The 24,960-nt window shown below is 38.1% G+C and carries 21 protein-coding genes; 9 read left to right on the top strand and 12 right to left on the bottom strand.

Annotated elements, in window-relative coordinates:
- Nucleotides 1–64 precede the first annotated feature (64 nt).
- On the top strand, nt 65–412 hold the full coding sequence (locus M2419_RS05125) for a helix-turn-helix domain-containing protein (RefSeq protein WP_075993765.1): 348 nt from the start codon (nt 65–67) through the stop codon (nt 410–412).
- 344 nt (nt 413–756) lie between these two features.
- On the opposite strand, the gene M2419_RS05120 is transcribed toward M2419_RS05125, so the two are convergent.
- The 9 genes from M2419_RS05120 to M2419_RS05080 form a co-directional block, all read right to left on the bottom strand.
- Nucleotides 757–3,114 carry a TonB-dependent receptor domain-containing protein gene (locus M2419_RS05120; RefSeq protein ID WP_259254423.1) on the bottom strand — a complete coding sequence of 786 codons (2,358 nt, stop codon included), beginning with the start codon at nt 3,112–3,114 and terminating at the stop codon, nt 757–759.
- 73 nt (nt 3,115–3,187) lie between these two features.
- A complete protein-coding gene (locus M2419_RS05115; protein WP_259254422.1) occupies nt 3,188–4,543 on the bottom strand; it encodes a PepSY domain-containing protein in 1,356 nt (451 codons plus the stop codon).
- Between the two features lie 7 nt (nt 4,544–4,550).
- Complete coding sequence (locus M2419_RS05110; protein ID WP_259254419.1) at nt 4,551–5,249, bottom strand: DUF4198 domain-containing protein; 699 nt, start codon at nt 5,247–5,249, stop codon at nt 4,551–4,553.
- A 120-nt stretch (nt 5,250–5,369) separates the two neighbouring features.
- Nucleotides 5,370–6,593 carry a DUF4374 domain-containing protein gene (locus tag M2419_RS05105; RefSeq protein ID WP_153846484.1) on the bottom strand — a complete coding sequence of 408 codons (1,224 nt, stop codon included), beginning with the start codon at nt 6,591–6,593 and terminating at the stop codon, nt 5,370–5,372.
- Nucleotides 6,594–6,616: 23 nt separating this feature from the next.
- The gene (locus M2419_RS05100) at nt 6,617–9,040 is read right to left on the bottom strand and encodes a TonB-dependent receptor (RefSeq protein ID WP_259254418.1); all 2,424 of its coding nucleotides are present in this window, start codon (nt 9,038–9,040) and stop codon (nt 6,617–6,619) included.
- A 132-nt stretch (nt 9,041–9,172) separates the two neighbouring features.
- Complete coding sequence (locus M2419_RS05095; RefSeq protein WP_153846482.1) at nt 9,173–10,375, bottom strand: hypothetical protein; 1,203 nt, start codon at nt 10,373–10,375, stop codon at nt 9,173–9,175.
- 9 nt (nt 10,376–10,384) lie between these two features.
- Nucleotides 10,385–10,984, bottom strand: a complete 600-nt coding sequence (locus M2419_RS05090; protein ID WP_153846481.1) for a hypothetical protein — start codon at nt 10,982–10,984, stop codon at nt 10,385–10,387.
- Nucleotides 10,985–11,005: 21 nt separating this feature from the next.
- Entirely contained in the window at nt 11,006–11,569 is a 564-nt protein-coding gene (locus M2419_RS05085) for an RNA polymerase sigma-70 factor (protein WP_228280135.1), read from the bottom strand.
- Nucleotides 11,570–11,707: 138 nt separating this feature from the next.
- On the bottom strand, nt 11,708–12,787 hold the full coding sequence (locus M2419_RS05080; protein WP_227550209.1) for a fatty acid desaturase: 1,080 nt from the start codon (nt 12,785–12,787) through the stop codon (nt 11,708–11,710).
- Nucleotides 12,788–13,143: 356 nt separating this feature from the next.
- On the opposite strand from M2419_RS05080, the gene M2419_RS05075 reads away from it, so the two are divergent.
- The 5 genes from M2419_RS05075 to M2419_RS05055 all read left to right on the top strand — a co-directional run bounded on the left by M2419_RS05075 (nt 13,144) and on the right by M2419_RS05055 (nt 18,237).
- The gene (locus M2419_RS05075; protein WP_153846480.1) at nt 13,144–13,572 is read left to right on the top strand and encodes a PepSY-like domain-containing protein; all 429 of its coding nucleotides are present in this window, start codon (nt 13,144–13,146) and stop codon (nt 13,570–13,572) included.
- A gap of 3 nt (nt 13,573–13,575) precedes the next feature.
- Nucleotides 13,576–15,987 carry an outer membrane beta-barrel family protein gene (locus tag M2419_RS05070; protein ID WP_259254416.1) on the top strand — a complete coding sequence of 804 codons (2,412 nt, stop codon included), beginning with the start codon at nt 13,576–13,578 and terminating at the stop codon, nt 15,985–15,987.
- Nucleotides 15,988–16,203: 216 nt separating this feature from the next.
- The gene (locus M2419_RS05065) at nt 16,204–16,899 is read left to right on the top strand and encodes a VIT family protein (protein WP_153846478.1); all 696 of its coding nucleotides are present in this window, start codon (nt 16,204–16,206) and stop codon (nt 16,897–16,899) included.
- Nucleotides 16,900–16,934: 35 nt separating this feature from the next.
- Nucleotides 16,935–17,591: a CPBP family intramembrane glutamic endopeptidase gene (locus tag M2419_RS05060; RefSeq protein WP_153846477.1), complete on the top strand. Its 657-nt coding sequence runs from the start codon at nt 16,935–16,937 to the stop codon at nt 17,589–17,591.
- A gap of 214 nt (nt 17,592–17,805) precedes the next feature.
- The gene (locus M2419_RS05055; protein ID WP_259254412.1) at nt 17,806–18,237 is read left to right on the top strand and encodes a hypothetical protein; all 432 of its coding nucleotides are present in this window, start codon (nt 17,806–17,808) and stop codon (nt 18,235–18,237) included.
- A gap of 29 nt (nt 18,238–18,266) precedes the next feature.
- On the opposite strand, the gene M2419_RS05050 is transcribed toward M2419_RS05055, so the two are convergent.
- Nucleotides 18,267–19,115: an NAD(P)-dependent oxidoreductase gene (locus M2419_RS05050; RefSeq protein ID WP_259254411.1), complete on the bottom strand. Its 849-nt coding sequence runs from the start codon at nt 19,113–19,115 to the stop codon at nt 18,267–18,269.
- Between the two features lie 336 nt (nt 19,116–19,451).
- Here M2419_RS05050 and M2419_RS05045 point away from each other — a divergent pair, with 336 nt between their 5' ends.
- Both M2419_RS05045 and M2419_RS05040 read left to right on the top strand, forming a co-directional pair.
- Entirely contained in the window at nt 19,452–20,663 is a 1,212-nt protein-coding gene (locus M2419_RS05045; RefSeq protein ID WP_159728234.1) for an enolase C-terminal domain-like protein, read from the top strand.
- A gap of 209 nt (nt 20,664–20,872) precedes the next feature.
- Entirely contained in the window at nt 20,873–21,253 is a 381-nt protein-coding gene (locus M2419_RS05040; protein ID WP_153846473.1) for a YidH family protein, read from the top strand.
- Between the two features lie 98 nt (nt 21,254–21,351).
- Here M2419_RS05040 and M2419_RS05035 read toward each other — a convergent pair whose 3' ends face one another.
- Complete coding sequence (locus M2419_RS05035) at nt 21,352–22,533, bottom strand: MFS transporter (protein WP_159728232.1); 1,182 nt, start codon at nt 22,531–22,533, stop codon at nt 21,352–21,354.
- 248 nt (nt 22,534–22,781) lie between these two features.
- Between M2419_RS05035 and M2419_RS05030 the strand changes: the two genes are divergently transcribed.
- Entirely contained in the window at nt 22,782–23,711 is a 930-nt protein-coding gene (locus M2419_RS05030; RefSeq protein WP_182330939.1) for a ketopantoate reductase family protein, read from the top strand.
- 104 nt (nt 23,712–23,815) lie between these two features.
- On the opposite strand, the gene M2419_RS05025 is transcribed toward M2419_RS05030, so the two are convergent.
- Complete coding sequence (locus M2419_RS05025) at nt 23,816–24,865, bottom strand: DKNYY domain-containing protein (RefSeq protein WP_182330940.1); 1,050 nt, start codon at nt 24,863–24,865, stop codon at nt 23,816–23,818.
- Nucleotides 24,866–24,960: the final 95 nt, after the last annotated feature.

Here is a 24,960-nt window from a genome sequence, read left to right as displayed (position 1 = left end):
GTACTTTCTTTTAAGGAAGTACTTACCCTATAGTAAGTATGCTAAACGCATAAACAAGACAATCATGACAGCAATTAAGGAGACATCGACGATTCAGGAAAACAAAAAAATTGCAGCGGAATTATGCCCTGTAACTTTCACAATGGATAAGATCGGCGGATATTGGAAACCAATTATTATCTATCATCTGTCTACGGATTGTAAGAGATATAGTGAACTTAAAAAATGTATCCCTGCAATTACAGAAAAAATGCTCATTCAGAGTTTAAAACAATTGGAAGCGGATGGATTGATCTTAAGGGAGGCAAAACCCGTTGTTCCGCCTTTTGTGATCTATCGCTTAAGTCCGGCAGGGGTAGGTTTATTTCCTGTTATTCAGGCAATGGCCAATTGGGCACTTGAAAATCAATAATCATTTACCGTTTTCCTATCTCTATTAAAGATAAGATTGTTTGACAAATGCAGATGATTTTCGCCAGGATATAGGTTTAATATAATGTGATTTTTGTAATATGTTTCCATTTTTCAGGTTTTATTATTTCCCCGCTTGGAAGATACAAGGTAGACTGGTGGCAATGGCGAATACCGATGAAGGTCTCCTAGACCCTATAAGCTAATTTTTAGGAACAAAAAACGCTTGAATCGGGGAAATTCAAGCGTTTTAACTAACCAATTATAAACCTAAATTATGAATCTATAGTATTACATTTTTTATGCCAGTCTAATTAATATGACAAAATTGCAGTTCCAACTTCTTTAGTCTCCAAATCGGTAGCTCAGTGACAATAAGACTTTTCTGTTGTCCGGAAAGTCAGCATAAAATACCTTAAGGTCTCCATATTCACTAACCAACTGCGGGTTCGCATTTCTGAGCAGGCCATTTGCGGTCAGCTTGATCATGCCGCGATCTCCAAACATTTTTTTCTCCGTGGCGACATCTATACCATACCTTTTATCCGTTCGGGAAGGTCCAGTAGTAATTCCCGATCGATAATAAAATGCAATTTCGCTGCGAAATTCATATTTAAATTGCAGCGTATGCCGGCTGTTCGCTGTCCAGCTTGAGCCTTTAGAATCTAGGTTTACATTTCCAATTTCTCCGGAGTAGTTGTTGTAAAATGCATTGACATAGTGACTTGCTGTCCACCATGATCGTAACGTTTGGTTATACATTACACTTGCGCTATAGTTCATATAACGCCCAATGTTCTCTGGTTTCGACAAGTTTTCACCAACTTTATCGCCTTGGCGGATAATCCAGTTGATCATGTCACGTCCATATGAAATACCTACTGTGGTGAACAATTTGTTCCTATAACCGTGACCAATTTCCGTAATATAGCTTTTTTCGGGTTTCAGGTCAGGATTTCCCTCATTGTAGCTATAGGCATCTTCGTAAATTCGAAATACGTTGATGTCATGATCACCCGGTCTTTCAATACGGCTGCTAAAGGATGTTCTTAGTGTATTTGTCTCATTTAGATGATATAACAATGATCCACTTGGAAACAGATCAAAATAGCGCTGGTCATTTTTTTTGTTCAACGTGACCTGATTGGCATTTATAAATGTATATTCTCCCCGCAGGCCAGCCTGATATTCTATTCGTTTGTATTTGCCAGAGTAGATGGCATATAACGCTTCGATATGCTGCGTGTATTGAAAGCGGTTTGAGGTTGCATCGTCCTGTATCCATTTGCCATTATCCAATAGCGTATTTATGACATCGTTGTTGATAAAGAAATACGTTCCTTTCCAGCCGAGCTCAATTTTGCTTGAATCTGTTAACGCTTTACTGTAGTCAAGCCTTCCGGAATAGGTCGTATTGCTCAAGTCCTGAATATTTGTCCTCCCTGTTGAAGATTGCGTGTTTGTTTGCAAATTAAACTGATCGGTTTCAAACCGGTTATTATAATCGTTTCCGTGTGGAGCAAAGTCAAAGTTGAATTTTAAAAAGTGATCTTCTCCTTCGTATTTATTAATATAATTGATATTAAATGTCCAGTTTTTAAACGACTCGTCAAAACGGTTGTTACTGATTGCATGCGCTGTCTGAATATTGGCTGGATAATCCCAGGTATCCATCTCGATAGATGCATAGGGTTTATAATTGCCCGTCATCCAATGTACACTTCCATCCAAAACTCCACCATCCGAAAATTCATATTTTGCCCCAGCACGAACACTATGAAAACTGGCATCATCGAGTTTCTTACGTTCGTGTTGTCTCTGAAAAGAGGTTAAATTACCCTGGTTTAAAAAACTTCTTTCTGTAAGATTATGGCTATTGCTCCGATCAAAGCTCTTATTTCCCTGCAAGTACATATCTAGCCCATTTACTTTGTAGTGTAGTCCACCGCCCAAACCACCATAAAATTGTCGGCCCTGTCCGGCTCGGATGAAGGCATCACCCCCAAAGCCGGCCTTTGCATTTCGCTTGGTAACAATATTAATTATGCCGGCAGTTCCCGCGGCATCTTCACGTGCCGAAGGATTACCGATCAGTTCCAATTTGGAGACTTCGGATGCTTGCAGTCCGCGTAAAATACTGGCAAGCTGTTCCCCGGAAACATACATATCACGACCATTAATGCGTACGTTAGCACCTGCGCGACCCTGAATTGAAAAATTTCCTTTCCCATCCGAAACAAGACCCGGTGTTTTCTCCAATAATTCGAGGACATTGTTGCCTTCAGCTAATACACTTCCTTCGACATCAACTACCATTTTATCGGCATACTGACGTACACTAGCTTGCTTTCCAATAACATGTACGGTTTCCATCCGATGTTCAACTGGTTGTAAAAAAATGGGGGGCGCTGTGTGTTCGGTTCCAGCTAACTGGTATGCTCGACTATGTACTGTTGTGTAGCCGATTGAACTATAGCGTATAAGATAATTTCCATTTTTAGGCGTATGCAGTAGAAATGAGCCATCCTTAGCTGCATCTGCCTGCATGACCAAGGAAGAATCAGCTAAATGTAAAAGACTGGCTGTGGCACCTTTGATTGGATGCCCGTCTTTGTCAAATATTTTTCCAGATAACTTTGTTTGCGCGACAAGTCCAGTGGCAGCGCCTGAAAGTAATATAGATAATAATGTAGATTTCGTCATAATAATCGTGTCCCTTGTCCTCTTCGAGAAAGAACCGGTTTAAGCATAAATTAAATAGTAGTGATTCGAAAACCTAAAGGTTTGTGGATTTTGGACGGAAACGAATCGGTGGTTTTCGTATTGTTGTTTGTATGTTCGTATTTGATACGTTCATTTCTTCCCCGCTATGCAATTCCCTGCCCAATTTATTGCTGCCTTTTTTCTTTCCCCATTTGCGATTGTACCATATAATGACGCCTGTAATAGGAAGCGTACCTGCAATAAAGGTGAGTACAAAAGCCAGCATTTTTGTGGGGAATCCCCAAATTGACCCTACATGAATATCGTAATTGAGTCTTCTGAATTTTTCACCTGCACTTAATTCGGCAAAATCCTTGTTGAATAAGGAAATGTTATTGGGTAGAAATGCTCCGCTATACTGATCGAATGAATAATAGCGATTGTTATACTGTCGATCCATATCATTGCGAATATAGACCGAAATTGTAGCGTCCTTTTTTTCCTTGTCTGGATAGGTGATTGTCAAGTAGTGTGGATCTTTGTATTGGGTTAAAATCGTCTCAATCTCTCGATCAAAAGCTGTCGAAAAAAGGGCTATTTGACCAATTTTTGTTGAATCGGATTGGACAGAAGTTCTTTCGGCTAGCGGCGTTCCCCAGTTTGTTGACCAATACAAGGCTCTGTTAAACCACTCGATACCATAATACATTCCAGTTATAGCCAATAATAGAATCAAAATAAAAGAATAAAAGCCAACCACATTATGCAGATCCAAATTAATTCTTTTCCAACCAGCTTTCCATTTGATCCGAAAGCTTTTTTCCCGAGTTGATTTTGTCCATTTTTTTGGATACCACCAGATCAATCCTGTGATTAAGGTAATACTAAAGACCAAGGTCGCATAGTTTACAATGGGGCGTCCAATTTCTCTGGGAAGCCACAGAAAACGGTGTCCACTCAGCGTCCATGCAAAAAAGCTGTTCAATTTTTCTCTTAGCTGCGCTTCCTTGGAATTGTCTTCTGTTTGCAAACCTAGATATTGGCCTGTATATGGGTGTAATAGATGCACCTGTGCGTTTGCTTTTGAATTAGCTTCTTTGCCTTTGTCCTCTTGCTCCTTTTTTTTGAGGGTAAGGGAAATGGGGTGATCCCGGGTATAGGTAATGCCCCTTACTACAGCATTCGGATAGAGTGAGTCCGCTATTCGCACGATCCTTGACGGCGAAATCAAGGACTGGCTGGAAGCAAGGATATATTGCCTTTCTTTTTTCGGGATAACAAGATCGATAATCTCATGGTTGAAAACCCAAAGGCAGGCCATCAGGCAGATCACAAATACAACACTACCTGAAATTAATCCCAGCCAAAGGTGCAACCAATTATTGATCTGCCTGAACAGCGAATTATTTTTCTTCTTTCTTACAGCCATGTCCACATTAGTTTACGGCAAAGCTCATTGAGCTTGCGCGGCTATACTCTTCAAAGTCTTGTCCTGTAGCTTTTTCCCTTTTCGATACTTCCGCAAAGTATTTACAAGTCCATTCTGGCGTGAATTTGATTATACCCTGGTCATTTGTCTGCAGCCATTTAATCCATCCGCTGGGTGCAATGATCTGAACAGCTGTATTTGCTGCAGGTTTACCTTTTTCGAATAAAGTCAACGACAGCTCTTTTTTATTTTTAGAAACTATGTTGTTCGTAAAGACAAACAATTCATTATCGATAGTGGTCGCTGTATTTCCAATAGTGGAATTTCCGACTTGGATCGTCGCTATCGCATTGATCTGATACTGTGTTTTGGCTCCTTCTTTGCGATCAGTATCTTTTTTTAGGGTAATGTGGTATACGCCCTCTTGGTCAGGAGTGAATGAGGCCAATAAGTGATCTTCTTGAGCCGTTGTTATCAAGGCGGCTGTGCTTCCATCAGGTTTGATCAATGTCAACGTAATCTGCGTACCGTCTTTATACCACCACCATTTTGAGATAAGTTCATGTTCATCGGGTTCACCATAAACGATTTTTACCGTATGGAGCTTTCCTTTGGTTCCTTTCAGCGAAGTTTCAATAAAGACAGCATGTGCCGAAGCTGACAGCACAATAAAAAATGTGAAGAGGTTAATGAGTATTGTTTTCATTTGATTTAAACTAGGAGTTAGGTATTAGAAATACCTAGATTCGATTTTACACGTTTCATCATCGAGTACTCGAGTTTTGAAGGTGTCATCGAATAGGTATTTCTTTAACTTAGAGGTGTTTTATTTAAGCTTATTCAAGTGATAAACTTGTGTAATTCCCGGATCGATCTCGGCACCGCGTTTTACCGAATTTTTTGCTGGATCGTATTCATACACATACCATTTAGACTCATCTGTCTTGAATACATCGTACAATTTGCCATTTTCCATAAAGTTCATCGTTGTTTTAGATTCTCCACCACCAACTAAAATCCGAAGATCTGCAACAATCTTTTTATTTGCTGGATCGACCACAAATGGACTGATGTAAACCTTGCCATCGCCTAGTTTTTGAACTTGTGAAATGTTGTTGCTGAAAACGTTATAGCCTTTCAAGTCGAAGAAGTAATCTGGATCGAACGTAGTCTGGCCTGCCTTGATACGCAATAAACCATAGGTAGCAGCATCAGTCTTTTTGGTTACGATATATAAATCATTGTTATCATCTGTAAAAGTAAGTGTCTGTACTTCCCAGTGTCCCGCAGCAAAGCCTCCTCTGCCATCTTTTATAATTTTCCCATTCGCTAAACTCGGATAATCACACACATACATGTAGGCCGTGTCTATGATATCTTTACGAGTTTCATTGCTTCTGTATTTGTGTCCGACAAATAATTTGTCGCCTCTTTGTGTGAAGCTCGTCGGTACGATATATGGATTATGATCTTTTCCTTCCGGAGTTTTGGGATTAAAAGTGATCATTGGAATTTCTATACCAATTGTTTTATTGATTGTCATATTGTTGATGTTCATAAAATAAATCGGTTGTTCCAGTACATTTTTCACTTTATTGGTCGTACCAGCTGTTTTAGTCATGACCATTTCATCTTTTGTGCTAATATCTTTTAGGACTTTTCCCAGATAGAAATTTCCAGGGAAAGCGTAATTGTTCGTTTCTTTCCAAGATTTACTATTGACTACTTCAAATTGACTAAATCTTGTTCCATCATTTGACAGGTAATATTTACCCTCATAGGCATAAGCGTAAATAGCATAGAATGCTGCTGGTAGGTGGGAGGTAATATCGATTCCTTGATTGTTGTTCGGAGTGAGTAGGGTATCTTTCATCAAATTATCTGCAGTGAGCAGGTAAGATGAACCCGCTGCGGTCGTTACCCATACACTATATAAGCTGTTTGAAGTCGGCGTAGTTTCATCAGGTGAAGTGGTGTCAGGTGATTTCTTGCAGGAAGAAAATAACACAGTCGCAGCAAATATTGCGATGGCGAATTTATTGATTTTCATAAAAATATATATTTATTTGTTTTTTACATAATGGATAATCTCAGCTTGACGTAGAATGCACGTCCAGGTCGTTGCAGTCGAAAATTGTCGTATGCTCGTTCATCTGTTAGATTTCTAGCCTCAAAGGATATATTGTATTTGTTGCGGTCCCAAGCGTAACTAAGTACCGCAGAATGGATATTTTGGGAAGGGATAAGATCTTTGGATTCAAGTGATCCCAAGTATGATTCTGTCAGATAAAACCAGTGCGTGTATTGATATAAGTAGGAGAGTTGCACTCTGCTTCCTTGCTGAAACCAGTTATTCTGGATCAGGCTTATATCAGCGTTTCCATAGATCCAAGGGCGATTAGGAAGTTGATTTCCGTAATTCACGCTGATCTGATTGTTACCGGAGTCATCCGTGTATTTTGCATTATCAATAGCTTTATCATAAGAGCCATTGAGGGTGACGGCTAAAAGGTCTTTAAATCCATATTTGATTTCAGCTTCGAAGCCATAGAGCTTTACGCCGGGAACATTATAATATTGAAAATTGGCGTTCCCATTCTGTGTAACTGCGCGTGTATTTATATAGTTATCTGCAAATCGGTAGAATCCAGAGACATCGACATTGAAAAAATGATTGTCGTTGATAAATGTATTGTAGTAAAACCCCGTGTTGATATTATCGCTACGTTCGGGTTTTAATTCCCAATTCGGTGTGATATTTTGTCCATCCCCAAAAAGGCCAGTCATTGTCGGTAGATTATATGCCCTTTCATAAGATAGTTTCCAACCACCATCTTTGATTATTCTATACCGTGAAGCAATGCTCATGCTATAGTAATTCCCTTTTTTCTGCTGATGAATGATCTGTCTACTGATTGAATTGGTGTTATTGTCGGAACTGACTACTTCAATATCTTTGGATGCATCTAATCGATAATATTTTACTGCTAAAACATTTGATAGGCGCTTGTCAAACCATTGGTTTTGCCACGACAGGCCAAGAATATGTTTCCCTAGATAGGAGGGCAATCCAGATCTGTCATAGTTGCCGATTAGATCGTATTCTTTTTGATTGTTGGTGTTAAAATTGTAATTGAAATTTAAACTTTGATTGCGTGCTTCATCAAAGTCATAGTTTAGATTTACGCGCGCTAGGTAATTTGATAAATTATACTTTGTATCTTTTTGGGGATTCGGGCTTGAGCCAATCTGATTTGAAATCCAGCTTCCCGACCAGTCATAATTGTATAAGGCTGTATCTCTTACGTACCTCGTATCGTAACTATAACTGCTGAATAAATCTGCATATAGGCGTTTGACCAGAAAATTGCTCTTTTTGTAGTTTAAAGTTGGCATCAGGTATTTGCTCTCCGACCATGCCCCGCCATAAACCTTATTGATGTTAGCTCCGAGCTGGTTTTCTTTGTGGTTTTGAGAATAGGTTAGGCCGATATAAAATTGGTCCGCCCAGGACACATCTCTGTAACCCACTTCAAGTTGTCCCATAGCGGATGTATAGGCATCGTTAAAGCGTTTGACTTTAGGAACAGTGACATATCTATTATCGACAGTTTTCTCTAAAATAACGTTGTACTTTTCGTTGGTATACATGTTATAATCATTGTCGGAATGATTGTAAAATGCATTCATCCGGAAGGATAGTTTGTTTTTGGGATTGGTAAATGTACCCACGACGGCCGCCTGATGTGTATTGAATGAGCCGTAGGAATAACTCAGATCCAGATAAGGTCTTGCTCGCCGCTTTGTAATAATATTGACAGCACCTCCGAGCGCATCGGAACCCAAAAAAGCAGGAACAACACCTTTATAAACTTCGACGCGATCAATCAGATTGACAGGAATATTATTTAAAGACATCGATGACCCAAAGTTTTCCATGGGAACACCATCAATGTAGATCTTTGCATCGAGCCCGTTGATACGGAATACAAAGTTGGAGCCCAATCCACCGTCTTCACGAATAGTGACTCCTGTGGCACGCTTTAAAACCTGTGTTAAATTGGCAGCTTCGTTGGCATGTTTATTCATGTCAATGACACTGACATTAAAGCCCGATCGTTTTATTTCGGCGACTTTTTGTTCATTTTCGGTTTTCCTATGTGCTGTTACGGTTACCTCGTCGATATAATTGCGATCCTCGATAAGTTGAAAGTCCTGAATATTTTTGCCGTTTAGAGGTCGCTCTTCGTAGTTATATCCCACCGCAGTGACACGTATGATGGCCTTGTTTGGGATATTCGTATGTAGTTTATAATATCCGTCTACATCGGATGATGTACCATTGACCTGATCTTTTAGAAGTATTGTTGCACCTGGGATTGGTCTTCCAAAATTATCTTTGACAAAACCTGAAATAACGTTCTTTCGGGAGGTCTGGGCCTGTGTAAATACGGTAAAAATTAATAAGAGTACAAAAGTAGATGTTGACTTCAACATTTTTATTTAGATTAAGTATATACAAGAAGGTTGCCTATACCGATCGCTTACCGAATGTTGATTTCAGCTATTTTTTTAAAAAATATGCAAATAGTTGATTATGAGCTTTGTTTTTTTTGAAGAAACTATAGATTATTTTTTCAAATAATCCATACGTACAATAAAGTTTGTACTATTGGGGAGTTGGATCCCCTTGGAGATTTCTTTTGTCTGCAAATTATACTTCCATACACGATGCTCATCATTTGCATCATCTATCGCTATATAAACATCCTTTTTGTCGCTCCAGACATTCTCTTTTTGGGTACCTTTATCCAATGGGAGCGGAATTCTTTCGATGGAACCAGATTTTAAATCCACCAGTCTATATTCGAACTGATAAACTGCGTGATAATTGGAAAAATCGGTGTATAAATTCTTCTGTTCATTGCGAACAATCGCCTTTCCGTTGCCCACATACCAGATTCCATAAGCATGATTACCAATTGACTTGGAAACATTGATCATAAAGTGCTGATCGACGAGCTGCTGCCCTTTCTTCTTTCTAAAAATTGCTGTTGGAAGCTTTAAATTATTGCCCAGCGCTATGCCAGGATTGGTCATAAAATAATAGTCCCCTAATTCGTCTTTAAAACTATAGGATTGTATGATGTTGAAGCCACCGGGATAGGTCGAACGAGTTTCTTTCTGAATTTGTTGCAGTGTAAAGCTAGGATAATTTATTGTGGCGTAATAGGTCGTATCAGATGTGGTATGTCCATATTTCCCGTGTGATTTGAAGAAGGAATAGGCCAGCCAAAGGTTATTGTTTTCAATATCAACAAGTCCGAGGTGTAGTGCGTTATATTCTTTTGTTGCAAAGGGAAGTGTGATGGTATCTTCCTTAATAATTTTCATCTCTGCAACATTAATCTGATAGAGTCGGGCCTGGGCTTTTTTTGCAATAAGATCCTCTCGGCATAGCGCAATTAAATTGTTGTCATCTTTCCAGGTGATGGTTTCAAAGTCGCGATTTTTTAATTGTATACTGTCAATAAGGACTAAGGACGCCCCCTGTAATCGGTGTTTCGTAAATACACTGGTTTGGCTTGACAACCGATAAAAGAAGCCATTTTTATAGATATATTCCCGTTCCTGAATTCGTGAGCTGGACAAAGGAATTTGTAGCGTAGGTTGTCGGGTGTCCTCCAAACTTTCGGAGAAAAACAAACTGGTTGGGCTTTCATCTTTGTTAAACAAGCAAAAAACAAAATCAGGATCTATGTTTTTTTTGGAAATTTGTTGACAGGAAAAAATAAAAGTTGCAAGGAAAGACAACAATACTAATCGCTTCATGTTTGTCTATTAAATGCTTTGAAATTGTTCTCTAATTTTAATCTGCATATTGGACGGGAGGAATGCCAAATCGCTTTTTTGAAAAGCAACGATTTTACCAAAATCCGGAGAATCAGAAACAAAGTATTCTCGCCCAGCCTTAAATACAAGAATATTATGGTTACTATCCACAAGCTCAAAGTCCCGTTTGGGCGTGATCATAAAGTCTCCGCTGAAGGTTAGTTTTTTATTAACCAGATCAATATTGGCCGTGCTATTTTTACTTAACTGTAAATCATAATGATCTTCGGTAAAGAGCCTGCTATTCTCAATCGATGTATTGGTAAAGGTATGATTATCCAGAGCAGGGGGAGATAGATAGAAAACAGAAAAACCGATTACAAGAACTGCGGCGGCGGCAGTAATTTTGGCCCAATGGAATTTTCTATATTGATATACATCGGCATTAATTTTATTCCACATGTCAGATCCAACTAGTTCATCGACATGGTTATTTTCCGCAATACTATCCCATGAATTATTATCCAACCATTTTTCAACCGCATGCTTTTCAGCTTCAGAGCATTCACCTGAAGCATATTTTTTAAGTATTTCTTGGTTGATTTCCATCTTTTGATAATCCACGTATATTCAAAAGTACAAAAAAGTAATTAATAGGAATCTCGCAATATTGATATTGCAATACTTTTTGAGTCTTATTTTGATAACTGACAATGCTTTACTGATATGATATTCAACTGCTCGCTCTGAAATAAGTAGATTTGTTGCAATCTCTTTGTTAGTTAACCCTTCGTCGCGACTCAGTTTATAGACATTTTTGCATTGTTTGGGCAAAGAATCAACAGCTTGATCCAAGTGATTTTTGAGTTCTTTGTAATAAATATAATTGTCTTCGTAAGATGCTGCTTTGCTATTTAAGATCAGCTCATGATGTCTCTCTTTATTTCCTTTATTCCGAAGAAATTCTAGTGATTTTAATTTAACCGAACGCAATAGATAACGCTCCGCATCCTGAAGTTCTAGCTGATATCTTCTTTCCCACAGAGATTTGAAGACATCTTGAACAATTTCTTTTGCATCATCTTCATTTTCTACACTTTTAAGCGCAAATGAAAACATTCTCTTCCAATACAGTTGAAAGAACTCTTCAAATTGTTGTTTGTTGATCTCTATTTTACGTACGGAGGTTTTCAAAGCACCCAAATATACACTCTATTTAGACTTGTTCCAAATAAAATGCGGTAATCTAATATCGCGCTACGTTGACTTAGTTGTTCCTGTGCTATATAGCTGAAGCCGGTAACAGGTTAAAATTATAATAAGAGAGATTGATTATTCCTTAGATTTTAGGTAGGGGATACGATATTGTTCGTCAAATCTTTTCTTGTCATCACGATAACTACTGACTGCGCCGAGTTTATGCATCATTTTGATATAACACCAAGCGAGATCAATCTGATAAGGTTTAAAACCACTCCGCGCACTCTTAGGATATAAATGATGGTTGTTGTGCCATTCACCTGCTACAATGCCGGGCCATAACTGATTTATCGATTTGTCTTTCTCATTGAAATCAATACCTTCACGTTGCTTGTCTTCACCTTTTGCATGGCCTTCATAGTTGAATGTCCGTACACCGATTGCCCAGAAACCGGCCGCACCAAAGAGTGTACAGGCAAGTGCGTGGCCACCGATCAAATAGAAAATGGCATACCAAAAAGCCCAGTTTAGTATCCAGGATCCGATAGCATGAGAAGGATTTACGTACGACCCCCATTTTCGATATTGTGCATAACTATTGGCGGTTACACCAGTGTGTCGCATCAGTAATTTGACACGGTTATATGAATTTTCCGTAAGGTCCTTAGCAATAGGCTGATGATTTACATCGGCTAAAAAACAGTATAGAAAGCCAGCTTGTGCATTATAAGGGTCACCAGGGGTGTCAGATTTTGCGTGATGAACATGATGTGAAATCACATATATTTCTTCTGGAATTACATTAATAGTCAGATTCTGTGTGAAAAAACGCCAGAATCCGTTCCGGAATTTAAATGCGCCGTGTGTTGCAAATCGATGGTGCCATATCGTACCATGAGTCCCCATAACGATCATACTGTAGACAAATGCTGCCAAGACAGTCCACCAACTGAAGTGATACACCAAAAAGATGATAAAAAAGGGGATGAGGCAAGCTACTTTTAGCCAGCTAAAAAAGGGTAACCAATTTCTTTTATCTTTAAAAATATTGAGGCGTTTGAAGAATTCGCTGAAAATTTCTTTTTTGCTTGGCTTTACGAGGTTTCCATCGTTGTCTTTCCATCCGTAGGTAGGAACTTGCAGAACATGGTCTAAAAAGGGCATTTGTGGTTGATGTAAATTATAATATTTGCTAAAGCTACCATTTAACATCGTTAAAAAGTGTTAATACGAAAAGTTTAACATATCCTTAAGATGTATCAGGCTATTTGGAAAAATAAAATACTGTAAGGAAAGCGAATCCCATACGCGGTAAGTTTAATCTTATATAGTTTTCGATATTCACTCATACAATCGACGTTTTTTCCTCGGAACTTAATCGCTATTTATTCGCTTCCAACCGAAGAAGCACCGAAGAAGTTCCGAACAAGCACCGAACAAGCACCGAGTAATCTCCGAAGATGATAGCTATTCATTAGCTCCACAATTTCCATTGTCCTGGTTGGTATTGAGTTCTAAATTTCTTCTAAATTGTTTTTGAATTTTATGGAATCATTAATAAAAAGAACATGAAAAGATTAATTTTTATTTTGGCCCTGATGGTAAGCGTATCATTGGCCAAAGCTCAAGAAGTCTCAGAAAAGAAAGTTCCATCAGTAATTAGGCTGGCGTTTCAACAGAAATACCCTAATGTAAAGTCGGTTAAATGGGAAAAAGAAAAGGGAAATTATGAAGCTGGATTTAAGGATGGGAAAATTAATTATTCCGTCCTTATAAATGCCGCAGGAGATATTATTGAAACCGAGGTTGGAATTCCTGCCGGAGAGCTTCCTGCAGACGCTAAAGCTTATGTAATCAAAAACTATCCACATAAAAATATCAAAGAAGCAGCTAAAATTACTGATGCTAGAAATAATGTTAGCTATGAGGCTGAAGTCGATGGTAGGGACTTAATTTTTGATGATAAGGGTAAATTTCTAAAGGAGGTTAGGGATTAGATTATGGTTCAATTACGGTTATTTTTTATTTTTATTTTAGTCATATTTTCTTCGGTTGTTTCTGCACAGGTATCGTCTGTTAGCCTTTCAGGTATTATAAAAAATAAGACGGATAAATTGGCTATTCAATACGTTAATGTTGTGGTCAAATCTGATAAAGACGACGCTTTTATCGCCGGAACGATGACAAACGATGAAGGCCGGTTTACCATTTCCAAAATTAAGCCAGGAAATTACCAATTAAACATTTCATTTACAGGGTTTGAGGATAAGAAGCAATCCCTGTTTGTTGGTAGTCTTTCGGAGTTTTTGGATATCCCAACGATCGAGTTGGAGGAGCGTTCCATCGCATTAGAAGGGGTTACCGTGACTGCTCAGGCAGGTCATGTAAGTAATAAACTGGATAAGAAAATCTATTCCGTTGCCGATAATATAAGTCAGACCGGCGGTTCTGTTTTGCAGACGATGCAAAATTTGCCCGGAATTACGGTTCAGGATGGCAAAGTTCAACTGAGAGGCAATGACAAAGTCACCGTGCTTATCGATGGAAAACAAACCGCCTTGACAGGTTTTGGTAGCCAATCTGGGTTGGATAATCTTCCGTCATCAGCGATAGATAAAATAGAGATCATCAATAATCCTTCTTCGAAGTATGATGCCAACGGAAATGCAGGTATTATTAATATCATTATGAAGAAAAGTAATCAAAATGGATTTAATGGTAAAGTAGGTTTCAGTTCCGGATTGGGTTCATTATGGATACGGAAGGAAAATCTACCAACCATAAGACCACAATATACTTTAACACCTAAAATCAATCCCAGTGTATCATTAAATTACAGAAAAGATAAGGTCAACATTTTCATACAGGCCGATAATCTCTATACACAGACACTGAACAAGAATGAATTTGTAACTCGTAAATATGAAGATGGTACAATAATTAACTCACAGCTGAAACGAAATCGGAATACGAATTTTCTAACGACGAAAGCGGGGATAGATTGGCATATTGACGAGCAGAATAATCTGACTATTTCGGGGATGTATGGTAGTGAGAAGATTATTGACCGGGGCGATCAACCTTTTTTCAATGCTGATATTTCAACACGCTTGCGTCTTTGGCAATTTTTGGAAGATGAATTGAAGACAACAGCCATGGCGACCACTTCTTATCAGCACAAATTTAAAGATGCCGGGCATTTGCTCAATGTTGGTTTTAATTATACATTTCATCGAGAAGACGAAAAGTACTTCTATGACAATTATCTACCTTCTTCGAAAGGAACAGACTCTTTTAAGCTGCTATCTGACGAACAGGTTTATGATGTTAATGTAGATTATATCAAACCGCTGAAATATGGACGTATTGAAACCGGAATAAAGGTGAGAAACCGGAATATTCCAACTAATATGGAGTTTAAACCGGGCGCCAACTCTGTTCTTGATATGGATGCTGGCGGCTGGGCAAATTACAAGGAATTAATACAAGCAGTGTATGGGAATTATGTTTTCGAAAATGAAAAATGGGAGGCTGAATTAGGCTTGCGTCTAGAATATGTGAAAATTCAATATGATGTAAATCCAAATCATAACACCTATAAAAGCGATGGGTACAATTATACGCAACCCTTTCCCAATGTGAGATTGGCCTACAAACTTAACGACAATAACAAGCTTTCGGCTTTTTATAATCGGCGAGTGGACCGACCTAATGAAGTTGACATTCGTATTTTTCCAAAGTATGATGATGCTGAAATTATCAAGGTTGGAAATCCAGGCTTGCGTCCTCAGTTCACCAATTCTGTCGAACTGGGATATAAGAACACCTGGAGCAAGGGTTACTTTTACGCCGCAATGTATCACCGTTTCGCTGATGGAACTATTACACGGATATCGAGTACTCTTCCGGACAGTAAATTAATTTATGCTGTATTCCAAAATGCAGGAAAGAGCTTCAATACGGGGATTGAAACAATCTTGAATCAAAAAGTATCTTCAATTTACTCCTTTAATATTAATGGTAATCTCTATCGAAACCAAATCAATGCCTTTACAGTAGAAAATCTTTATCCCGAACCCAATACTTTTTCAGCAGATAGGCAGACTGCACTTTCAGGTAACTTGAAGTTTAACAATATGTTTCGTTTTGCAAAAGGATGGGATGGGCAGATTACAGCAATCTATTTGGCACCGGATATTATACCGCAGGGAAAAATCCAATCGAGGTTTTCAATAGATGCAGGACTAAAAAAATCCGTTCAAAAAGGAAAAGGCGAGCTTTTCTTTAATGCTACGGATTTATTAAATACGATGGTTATTAAGCGAAAAATAGATGGTATTGGTTTTAATTATACAAGCCATGATTATTACGAAACGCAGGTGCTGAGACTAGGATATAATTATAAATTTTAAAGAAGCAAGATTCTTTACACCTTCTCTTTAAGCTCCTGAGTAGAATAAAGTTTGCGAAATGTTGAAAGGTAATGGTTAAAAGGGATAACCACAATTGAAAAAAATCAGGATGGCACTGTAGGTAATTTGATAGGTTGTTGACTTACAGTGATATCAGTGTGGCTTTAAATAAATATAATTGCTAAATTTAAGTATCTTTCACAAACACATACTGATATGCACCATCCATTAGAAAAACACTATGTCAACCGGGTTGGGTGGCTTCGCGCTGCTGTGCTAGGTGCCAACGATGGCTTATTATCGACGACGAGTATTGTGATTGGAGTTGCAGCGGCAAGCCCTGAACGCAATACCATTGTCTTGACAGCGTTAGCGGGTATGATTGCGGGAGCAATGTCTATGGCAGCAGGAGAATATGTTTCCGTAAGCTCACAGGAAGATACCGAAAAGGCCGATCTCCTACGTGAGAAAAAGGAACTTGAAGAAATGCCTGAAATCGAGCTACAGGAATTAGCCAAAGTTTATGAAAGAAGAGGCGTCAGTCAAGAAACCGCCTTACAGGTTGCACGTGAACTAACTGCACATGATGCATTGGGCGCCCATGCACATGACGAATTGGGTATCAATGAGATTACACAAGCTAAACCTCTACAAGCTGCACTGGCATCTCTGGGCTCATTTGCGTTAGGAGCGCTACTTCCATTTATGGTTTCATTGCTTGCACCAATTAAGCAGATGGTCTATCTGCAGTATGGTTTTACGATTATTTTTTTAATGGTTCTTGGAGCGATTGCGGCCAAGACTGGAGGCTCGAGTATCGGAGTTGCAGTAGGCAGAATATGTTTCTGGGGGACGATAGCAATGGGAGTGACAGCGTTAATAGGACACTTCTTTGGTGTTACAGTTGCTTAAATTTTTGAAATAATACGCACTTCATAACTGAACCAATGAAAAGGAAAGCATTTTCAATAATTCAGGATATCGGGTTCATCCTATTTCTTGTCGTATTTCCGCATGCTGTGCCATTACCTTTTTATTCTTATGCAGTCATTTGTTTTCTAGCAATTTTTCTTGTTTTAAGAAGAAAAGGCAGGACATTGAGGGATTTGGGATTAGATAAGAAAAACCTTTCTTCGCGTGCTATTCTTTTAGGAATTCTCTCTGCATTAGCCTGGGTAATATTTATGCAGATAATATATATTCCAGTTATCAAACATCTATTTAATGTTCCGGATTATACGGAGTATAATTTTATCAGGAGTAGTATAGAAAGATTGATCATGACAATTTTTGCAGCTTGGATTATTGGTGGATTTTATGAGGAAGTTGTGTTTCGGGGCTATATCCAGAATATACTCGAAAAAAGATTGTTTAAAGGAATGGGACATTGGTTGCCTATCGTGATAACCAGTATTCTTTTCGGCCTCTATCATCTGCAGCAAGATATATTTGCTGTTATTGCTGCTTGTTTGGGAGGATTGTACTGGAGTATTTTATATAAAAAAGGGAATAATAATCTTTGGGTTTCAATCATTTCACATGCGCTATTCGATATGATTACCCTTATCCTAATCTATACTGGGAAATTTGGAAATCTTATATAGATTTTGTTGTTTTTTGAGACTTGTTTCAAATGCTTTGTAAGCTCCGACAAGAATCTGACGATAGAAAAACAGCCGACTAAATATGGCAAAAGTATTACCCTTATTTATTGATAGTGGACGAATATTAAGGAGATCAAAGCGATAATTATATTATGTGGGAGATTCCTTGGCTTTTAACTATTTTGGTGTATTAAATCAATCTTTTATCATTAGTATGAAAATCAATCTATCACAGCGGACACTCATTTTTTATGGTGTCTTGGCGCCCTTTATTATTTTCGGATCACTCTATAATCTTTTGGGAATTATCTCAGGTACAAGTACGGTTATTTCTTTTGGGGCCTTCGCTCTCTTTGGATTTGTTCTTTTACCCGCCTTACTTGTTTCCACCTATCGGCAAAACCGCTGTACGCTATTCAGTGACCGGATAAGCATTGGAAAAAAAGAATATGTTTTCGATAGTTACGCAGTTTCTATTGTTGAAAAGTATCTACCGCTAAAGGAAAGGCCACTTTTTTCATTATTTAGAACACAATATGCTAATTTGATTATTCGGGAAAAATCAAGTGGACAAATCGTGCTCAACAAAGATTTAGCTATTTCCTTGCAAGCAATAAATAAAATGAAGACGTTTTTATTGGAGTAGATCAATAACTAAAGTGCCGTCTTGCTGTTTTATGGAAGTTGATTGAGAAGAAATTCGAAAGTGAACTGCGGAGTGTAACCAAGTAATTGCATTGCTTTATCACTTCGGTACACTCTATCTATCGATGTTGGAAAACTCCAGTCTCTCTGTCGGTATATTTCAACGGCATTTGGGATACGCTTAGCGATGATATGGGAAGGGTTAGATTTTAGTTCAATTAAATCCTCAATTTCAAAAGGCGAACCGCTAGAAACATTAAAAATCTGAAACGACGTAAAGTTGGTCTCAACACCTAGTCGAAGAGCCTCAGCTCCATCTCTTTCATCTAATCCCCGATACAAACGATGATTTAGCATAAGGTTATCGGGTTCTGGAAGAAATCGGCCAACACGATAGACGCTGGTCATTAGCTGTTCTTTTTCGAAAAAATCTCTACAGAGCTCTTCACAAGCCTGTTTGGTAATATCATAAATATCACGGGGTTGGGCTATGAGATCCTCTGTAACCCACACCGCTTTTTCCGCATCAACAAGTGCATTGCCATATATGGAGGTTGTAGAGGTAAAAAGAAAACGCTTTATTCCGTTCTTTACACAGGCATTTAACAGATTTAATGTTCCTGTTATATTGGTATCTATAAAACTTTGCCGGTTATAATTCAAATCCATATGTCTACCATGCAGCGCTGCAGTATGGATAATGGCTTCATAACCACTTGTGAATTCAATAACTGCCTCAGTTCGCTGTACATCTAAAAAATGATCAGTGGTATCGCTTTCTAATAAATCAACTCCCGTAACATCGTGTCCAGCCCGACGTAGATTCCGAACTGTTACACTTCCTAATTTTCCCGAAGATCCTGTTACCAATATGCGCATATATACAAAATAAAGGAAAATTTAAGACATAGGTATTTATATGCAATTTTTTTCTGCGGTATTGGTATGAGGTAATAAGGCTGCTCGAAGCAGTAAAGATAGTCATACGGTAATTGTACACAACAGAGACATTTATAAAAAAAAATGATACAAATTGTACAGCAATTGATACGGCTTGTCAATAAATACAAACGCGTATGCAGTATCTTTCATATGGATATTTATAAACTAATTATAAAGCTTTGGTTAGATGGCTAGTTATGCCTACGCTGTGTAAAGGAAAAAACTAGAAACAAGTCTTTCCTGACGGTTTCGGATAATCGAAATAAATCAACTATGAAAAGAAGAACATTTATTCAGGCGCTGAATTTTGGCATTGCCTCAGCTACGTTGTATAAAGGTTACGCAAATGAAATTTTATTTTCCTCTGATGCTGAACCAGGAAACAAGGTCCTGTCCTATCACAAGATAAAAGATATCAGATTTTTTACCGTAAAGATGAATTATCCGAGGCTTGTGGGGAAAAATGCCCGTCTCGACCTACATGGTTATGGACCTGATGTGGAAATATGTGTTATAAGGACAGATCAGGGAGCAATGGGCTGGGCCTCACTCCGTGGCTCAAGACGTGAAGCTGAAAAAATTTCGGGAGAATTGATAGGCAAGAAAATGTCAGATCTTTTTTCTCCCAAAGTCGGTACACTGCTGCAGACACATATTCCCTTTGATATGGCTCTTCATGATCTCGCAGGAGTCATTTTAAATAAACCTGTTTATGAAATACTTGGTCGAAAAGATCCGATCATAACAGATTATTATAGTGGTATGATCTATTTCGATGACTTAGAACCAGCGGATAGGCCATCAGGAATTGACCGTATTCTTGAGGAATGCCAATATGATTATGGAGTGGGGTACAGGCAATTTAAGTTAAAAATTGGAAGGGGGCATAAATGGATGCCTTTTTCCAAAGGACTTCAACGGGATATTGAGGTTACAAAAGCAGTGGCAGACGCATTTCCTGACTGCAGAATTTTAGTTGATGGAAATAACGGTTTTACATCAGACCAATTTATTCAGTATTTAAAAGGTATCCCAATGGTAAATCTCTTTTGGATAGAAGAACCTTTTCATGAAACGGTGATGGATTATCAAAAGCTTAGCGGCTTTTTAAAATCGGAAGGCATAAATACTTTGCTGGCGGATGGCGAAGCAGATCCTGATCAGAACTTGCTGAGAACCTTATTTGAAAAGAAACTGCTGGATGTTCACCTTACGGATATTGAAGGCCTTGGATTTACGAATTGGAGGAACTTAATGCCAAAGTTAATACAACTCGGAGCACAAGCATCTCCACATGCCTGGGGATCGCTTCTCAAGAGCTACTATACAGCGCATTTAGCCGGAGGGCTCGGAAATACCGTAACCATTGAAGGGGTTACAAGTACATCTGATGATGTGGATTTGTCGGGATATCTCGTCAAAGATGGGAAACTTATTCCTTCCTCATCTGCAGGGTTCGGTATTCCATTAATAAAAAAGATCTGAAAGAAGAAACATTAAAATATTTTTCAAACTTTTCAACGTTTTGCAGCGTTTAATGAAGAACAAACAAAATGACTTCTTAACCTTAAAAAATTGACTAACCTGTGAACGAAATGAGCTAAAGCATAGTCACAGCTGTAAAACGTTGTTTAAGGGCCAAGGAATGGATTTTATAATTCTTTTAACTTAGTTGTTGATCAAAATTATTTCGAATGTCTAAAAATGCTCCACAAAAGGTAAATGACCATCTTGCTAATGAACGAACTTTCCTTGCTTGGATCCGGACAAGCCTAGGGATTATGGGATTCGGTTTTGTGGTTGTTAAGTTTTCACTATTTATTCGTCAGATTGAGCTCATTTTAAAAAAAGATGTAGTTGCAGGCTCCCAGCATGAACATTCTGGTGCTGTTGGCGTTTCCATTGTGGTCATTGGTGCATTGACGGTTATTGTCGCTTTCTTTAAATATCGTAAAACGAACAAACAAATCGAAGAAGAAAACTTTACTCAAACTTCAAATAGCATAACAATTGTGGCCGTATTAATTTTTGTCATAGGTATTATTCTGAGTTGGTATCTTATCGATGGTCTTTAAGGAGAAAGCGTTAGATCTAGTTCGCGCTGGAATGATTATCCAAGCTAACTAGATCTAAATTGTCGTGCATTGGCTATTTATAATACCGGCAAAATATATTATTGCTGTGTACACTGTACCGCGGTGATTTGATTTGTTGTGCCACGTTTTTCTAAAAACTGTCGTAGGGCGATCATCAGAAAGGCGAGAAAACCAAAAGCCATCGTAAGCCAGGGCGAAAATTCTATACCTTTCGAAACGATAATCCAGCCACCTATGGTAGTTCCCAAAGTTACCCCGAGATTGCCAAATGAAGTCGCTAGACTATTGGCAAATTCTAGCGCCTCGGGAGCGGAAGAAATCATATAGGTAGATGCGTTTAAGAAGCTAGGAGAATAAAGAAATCCCCATAAGGCAATCGTACAGACCGTAGCGAACATATTGCCATCTGAAAAATACAGTAATAAAGGAATAATAAGTGTACCCGATAAGAAGAATGCTGTGGTAAACGTAATATTTCGGTTGAGCATTTTCCCTGCCACCCAGTTTGCGATGACTCCAATAATACCAAATACAAATAGCATATAACTAACCATGGTGCTGTCCATATTCTTTGCTTTGTTTAAATATTCGGCGAAGTAACTATAGGTAGAAAACCAAGCTGATACCATAAAGAAATTCATTGCGGTACTGACCATAAAAATGGGTTTGGTTAATATTTTCATCTGACTGCCGTAGGATTTTTTTTCTTTTATGGGCAAAGGAGGAATGGCAAAATAGATTGCCAGCAGTGCTATAATACTGACAATAGCCTGTATCGTGAAAGAATATGTCCAGGAGTAGAGACTGGCAATGTAGGTGGCGAAGGGGACTGTTGTCACCATAGCAATTGCAACACCGCTAAAAACAATGCTCATAAGTTCATTTTCATTTTTCTTCCCCCCTTTTAAAATGGCGACAGACAATGCTGTCGCAATATAGACAGGTTGGAGAAAGGCAGGAAGAATTCTTACAGTAAGTAATAACCAAAAAGGAGGAGATAATGAAGAGACAATCGCCGTGACTAAGAAAATAGCGATGGCAGTTAACATGACTTTCTTGCGGTCGAATCCCGAAGCCAACAATGTCATAAATGGCCCAGTTAAGGCGATGATCAAGGCAAAAGCACTTAATAAATAACCTGCTTTGTCGATACTGATATGATAATGATCGGCTATTTGGGGCAAGATGCCAATAATGCCAAACTCGGTTGTGATTACTGCGAGAAAACCCAAAGCTCCGATGTATGCGTATTTTTTCATAAATAAAAACTTGTTGTACATGATTAATTATACGAGCAAATGTAAAGGCAAATACTTGCTTCTGGATGTAAAGCAGCTATTTGTGTGTTACTAACAAATTTGTAAGTAATGGTAAAAGAAAAGTTGTTCCTGAATAATTGATCTCCGCCTGACATTGATAAGTTGTGTGTTGTCAAAAGTTCCTTTATATTCACTTTAGATTTATTTTAAGGTTGAATACAGATAAGGAATACGAAATAAAAAAACTAATGGAACAGCATATATTAATTGTGGGCCTGGGGGGAGTGGGCGGATATTTTGGCGGTATGTTAGCGCGCAAGTATGAAAACACTGATATTCATGTCAATTTTTTGGCGCGAGGTAACCATCTTGAGGAGATTAACCAACATGGTTTAAAGCTGTTATTAGAAAAGGGAAGTTTTACAGCGAAGCCCTATAAGGCTTCCAGTGAGGCTGAAAACTTCACAAAAATGGATTACATTTTTCTTTGTACTAAATCTTATGATCTAGAAGATACTATGGCCTTATTAGGACCGTGTGTGAGCGCAGATACAGTATTCATACCCTTACAGAATGGAGTGGACAGCAAAGAACGTATCAACAGATATTATCCGAATAATTTGGTTGTGGATGGTTGCGCCTATATTGTGTCCCGGTTAAAGGCTGCCGGAGTAATTGAAGTGACAGGAAAATGGGGTACAATGAGTTTCGGATTGAATGGAGAACATGATGAAAGACTGGATAGGTTATATCATCTTGTGCAACAGGCTGATATCCATGTGAATTATTCCGATGAAATTGAGAAAATAATATGGGACAAATTTATTTTTATTTCCGCTATGGCCACAGCTACTTCTTATTTTGATTGTTCTATTGGTCAGATAATGGAAGATCCAAAGAAGAAAGATGCGGTTATTAAACTTATTCAGGAGGTTACAACATTAGCTCAGGAAAAAGGAATTGTTATTGCTGATCATATTGTACATAGGACCTTGGACAAAATGGAACAAATGCCTTACGATGCGACTTCATCCATGCATACGGATTATCTTAATAAACGACCGAAAACAGAGTTGGCATCTTTGACAGCTTACGTTATTCGTGAATCTAAAAAGTATAATCTCGAGACACCTGAATATCAACTAATGTTTGATGTATTACGCCTAAAATCTGACTAGCTGTATTAAAATAGTTTGCGAGTTGGAAATTTCAATCGATAAATTCCTCTGGACAAGCTTTTTTTGAATACAAAAAGTAGGTTTAGCTGTCAAAAGAAAGCTGATTAGATTTTATTTCCTGTAAGGCCGCTGAATTTATTGCCTCGATTGTCTTTATAAAAATCACCGTCCTTCTTAAAACTATTTGCATCTACTCCTTCAAGCAGCTGTTTTTGATAAAAGACATTTTTTGCATCTTTTCCGAAATCGTGACCTAAAGGTATAAACGTTTTAATATCGGCACCCGGAATTATTTCCTGATTATAGTACACATTATTCTTGTCTTTTGAATAGGAGTTGCTTCCGTACACATCATTCTTTTCATCAATCGGGAATAACGCAAAGGAAGGAGCATCTACCTGTTCATATCTGAAGCTTTTCCCCCTGAATAGGATCGTTTTGTTGTCAACACTAATATGATCATGATCAAGTACACGAATTTTATCAATGGTCTTAAAAGACCTCGTTATGACATCTGATCCCTGCTGAAATGGTGGGTAATAAATAGTATTGCCAATTCTCATGTAATATTTGTTTATGGCTTCAATGTTTCCGGAGTTAGCAACAACTGCTTTAAAGGCACCTATATTCGGAGAGACATAAACTGAATCTTTATCCATTAAAAAATAGTCATTGACGAACGAAAAGGTTTTCCGATCTGCCTTTATCATGTCATTACTGTAGAAGTAATGGTCCTTGTCGCGTGCCCAGTTTATATGGTCCTTTACGAGCTCATATGTTTTTGGATCTGCTCCTTGGATGATATTAAAGCCTAGGGCCTGATCGATATAATAGACATGAAAACGATCTTTTGGAATCTGATTATCGACGTAAAAGGAATTCTTGTCCACAAGTTTTTGAGTCGTGCCACGAAAATATACCGCATTTTTGTCTTTAGCTATATCTTCTGACAAAACCTCAAATGACTTTGTATCAGCCTGCATTTGTGAAATGCCCAAACTAAACCAATTTCCATTCTGACAATAAGCTATCTGCCCTTTTGAATCGATGAAGTAAGAACCGGATTTTTGTTTATCAACAGGTTTGCCAATATTTCGACAAGAAATAAAAAAGCAAAGTAAAATACAAGCCAGAAAAAAAGTATATTTTTTCATTTTTGCATTGCATATAATCCTAAATTTATTATTTATCATACCCATCTATATAAATTTACAACGACAAAATTAAAAAACCGAATTTTCAGTTTTCC

Source organism: Sphingobacterium sp. BIGb0116 (assembly GCF_024808035.1).
Taxonomy (GTDB): domain Bacteria; phylum Bacteroidota; class Bacteroidia; order Sphingobacteriales; family Sphingobacteriaceae; genus Sphingobacterium; species Sphingobacterium paramultivorum.
This window is presented reverse-complemented; position numbering and strand designations above follow the sequence as displayed.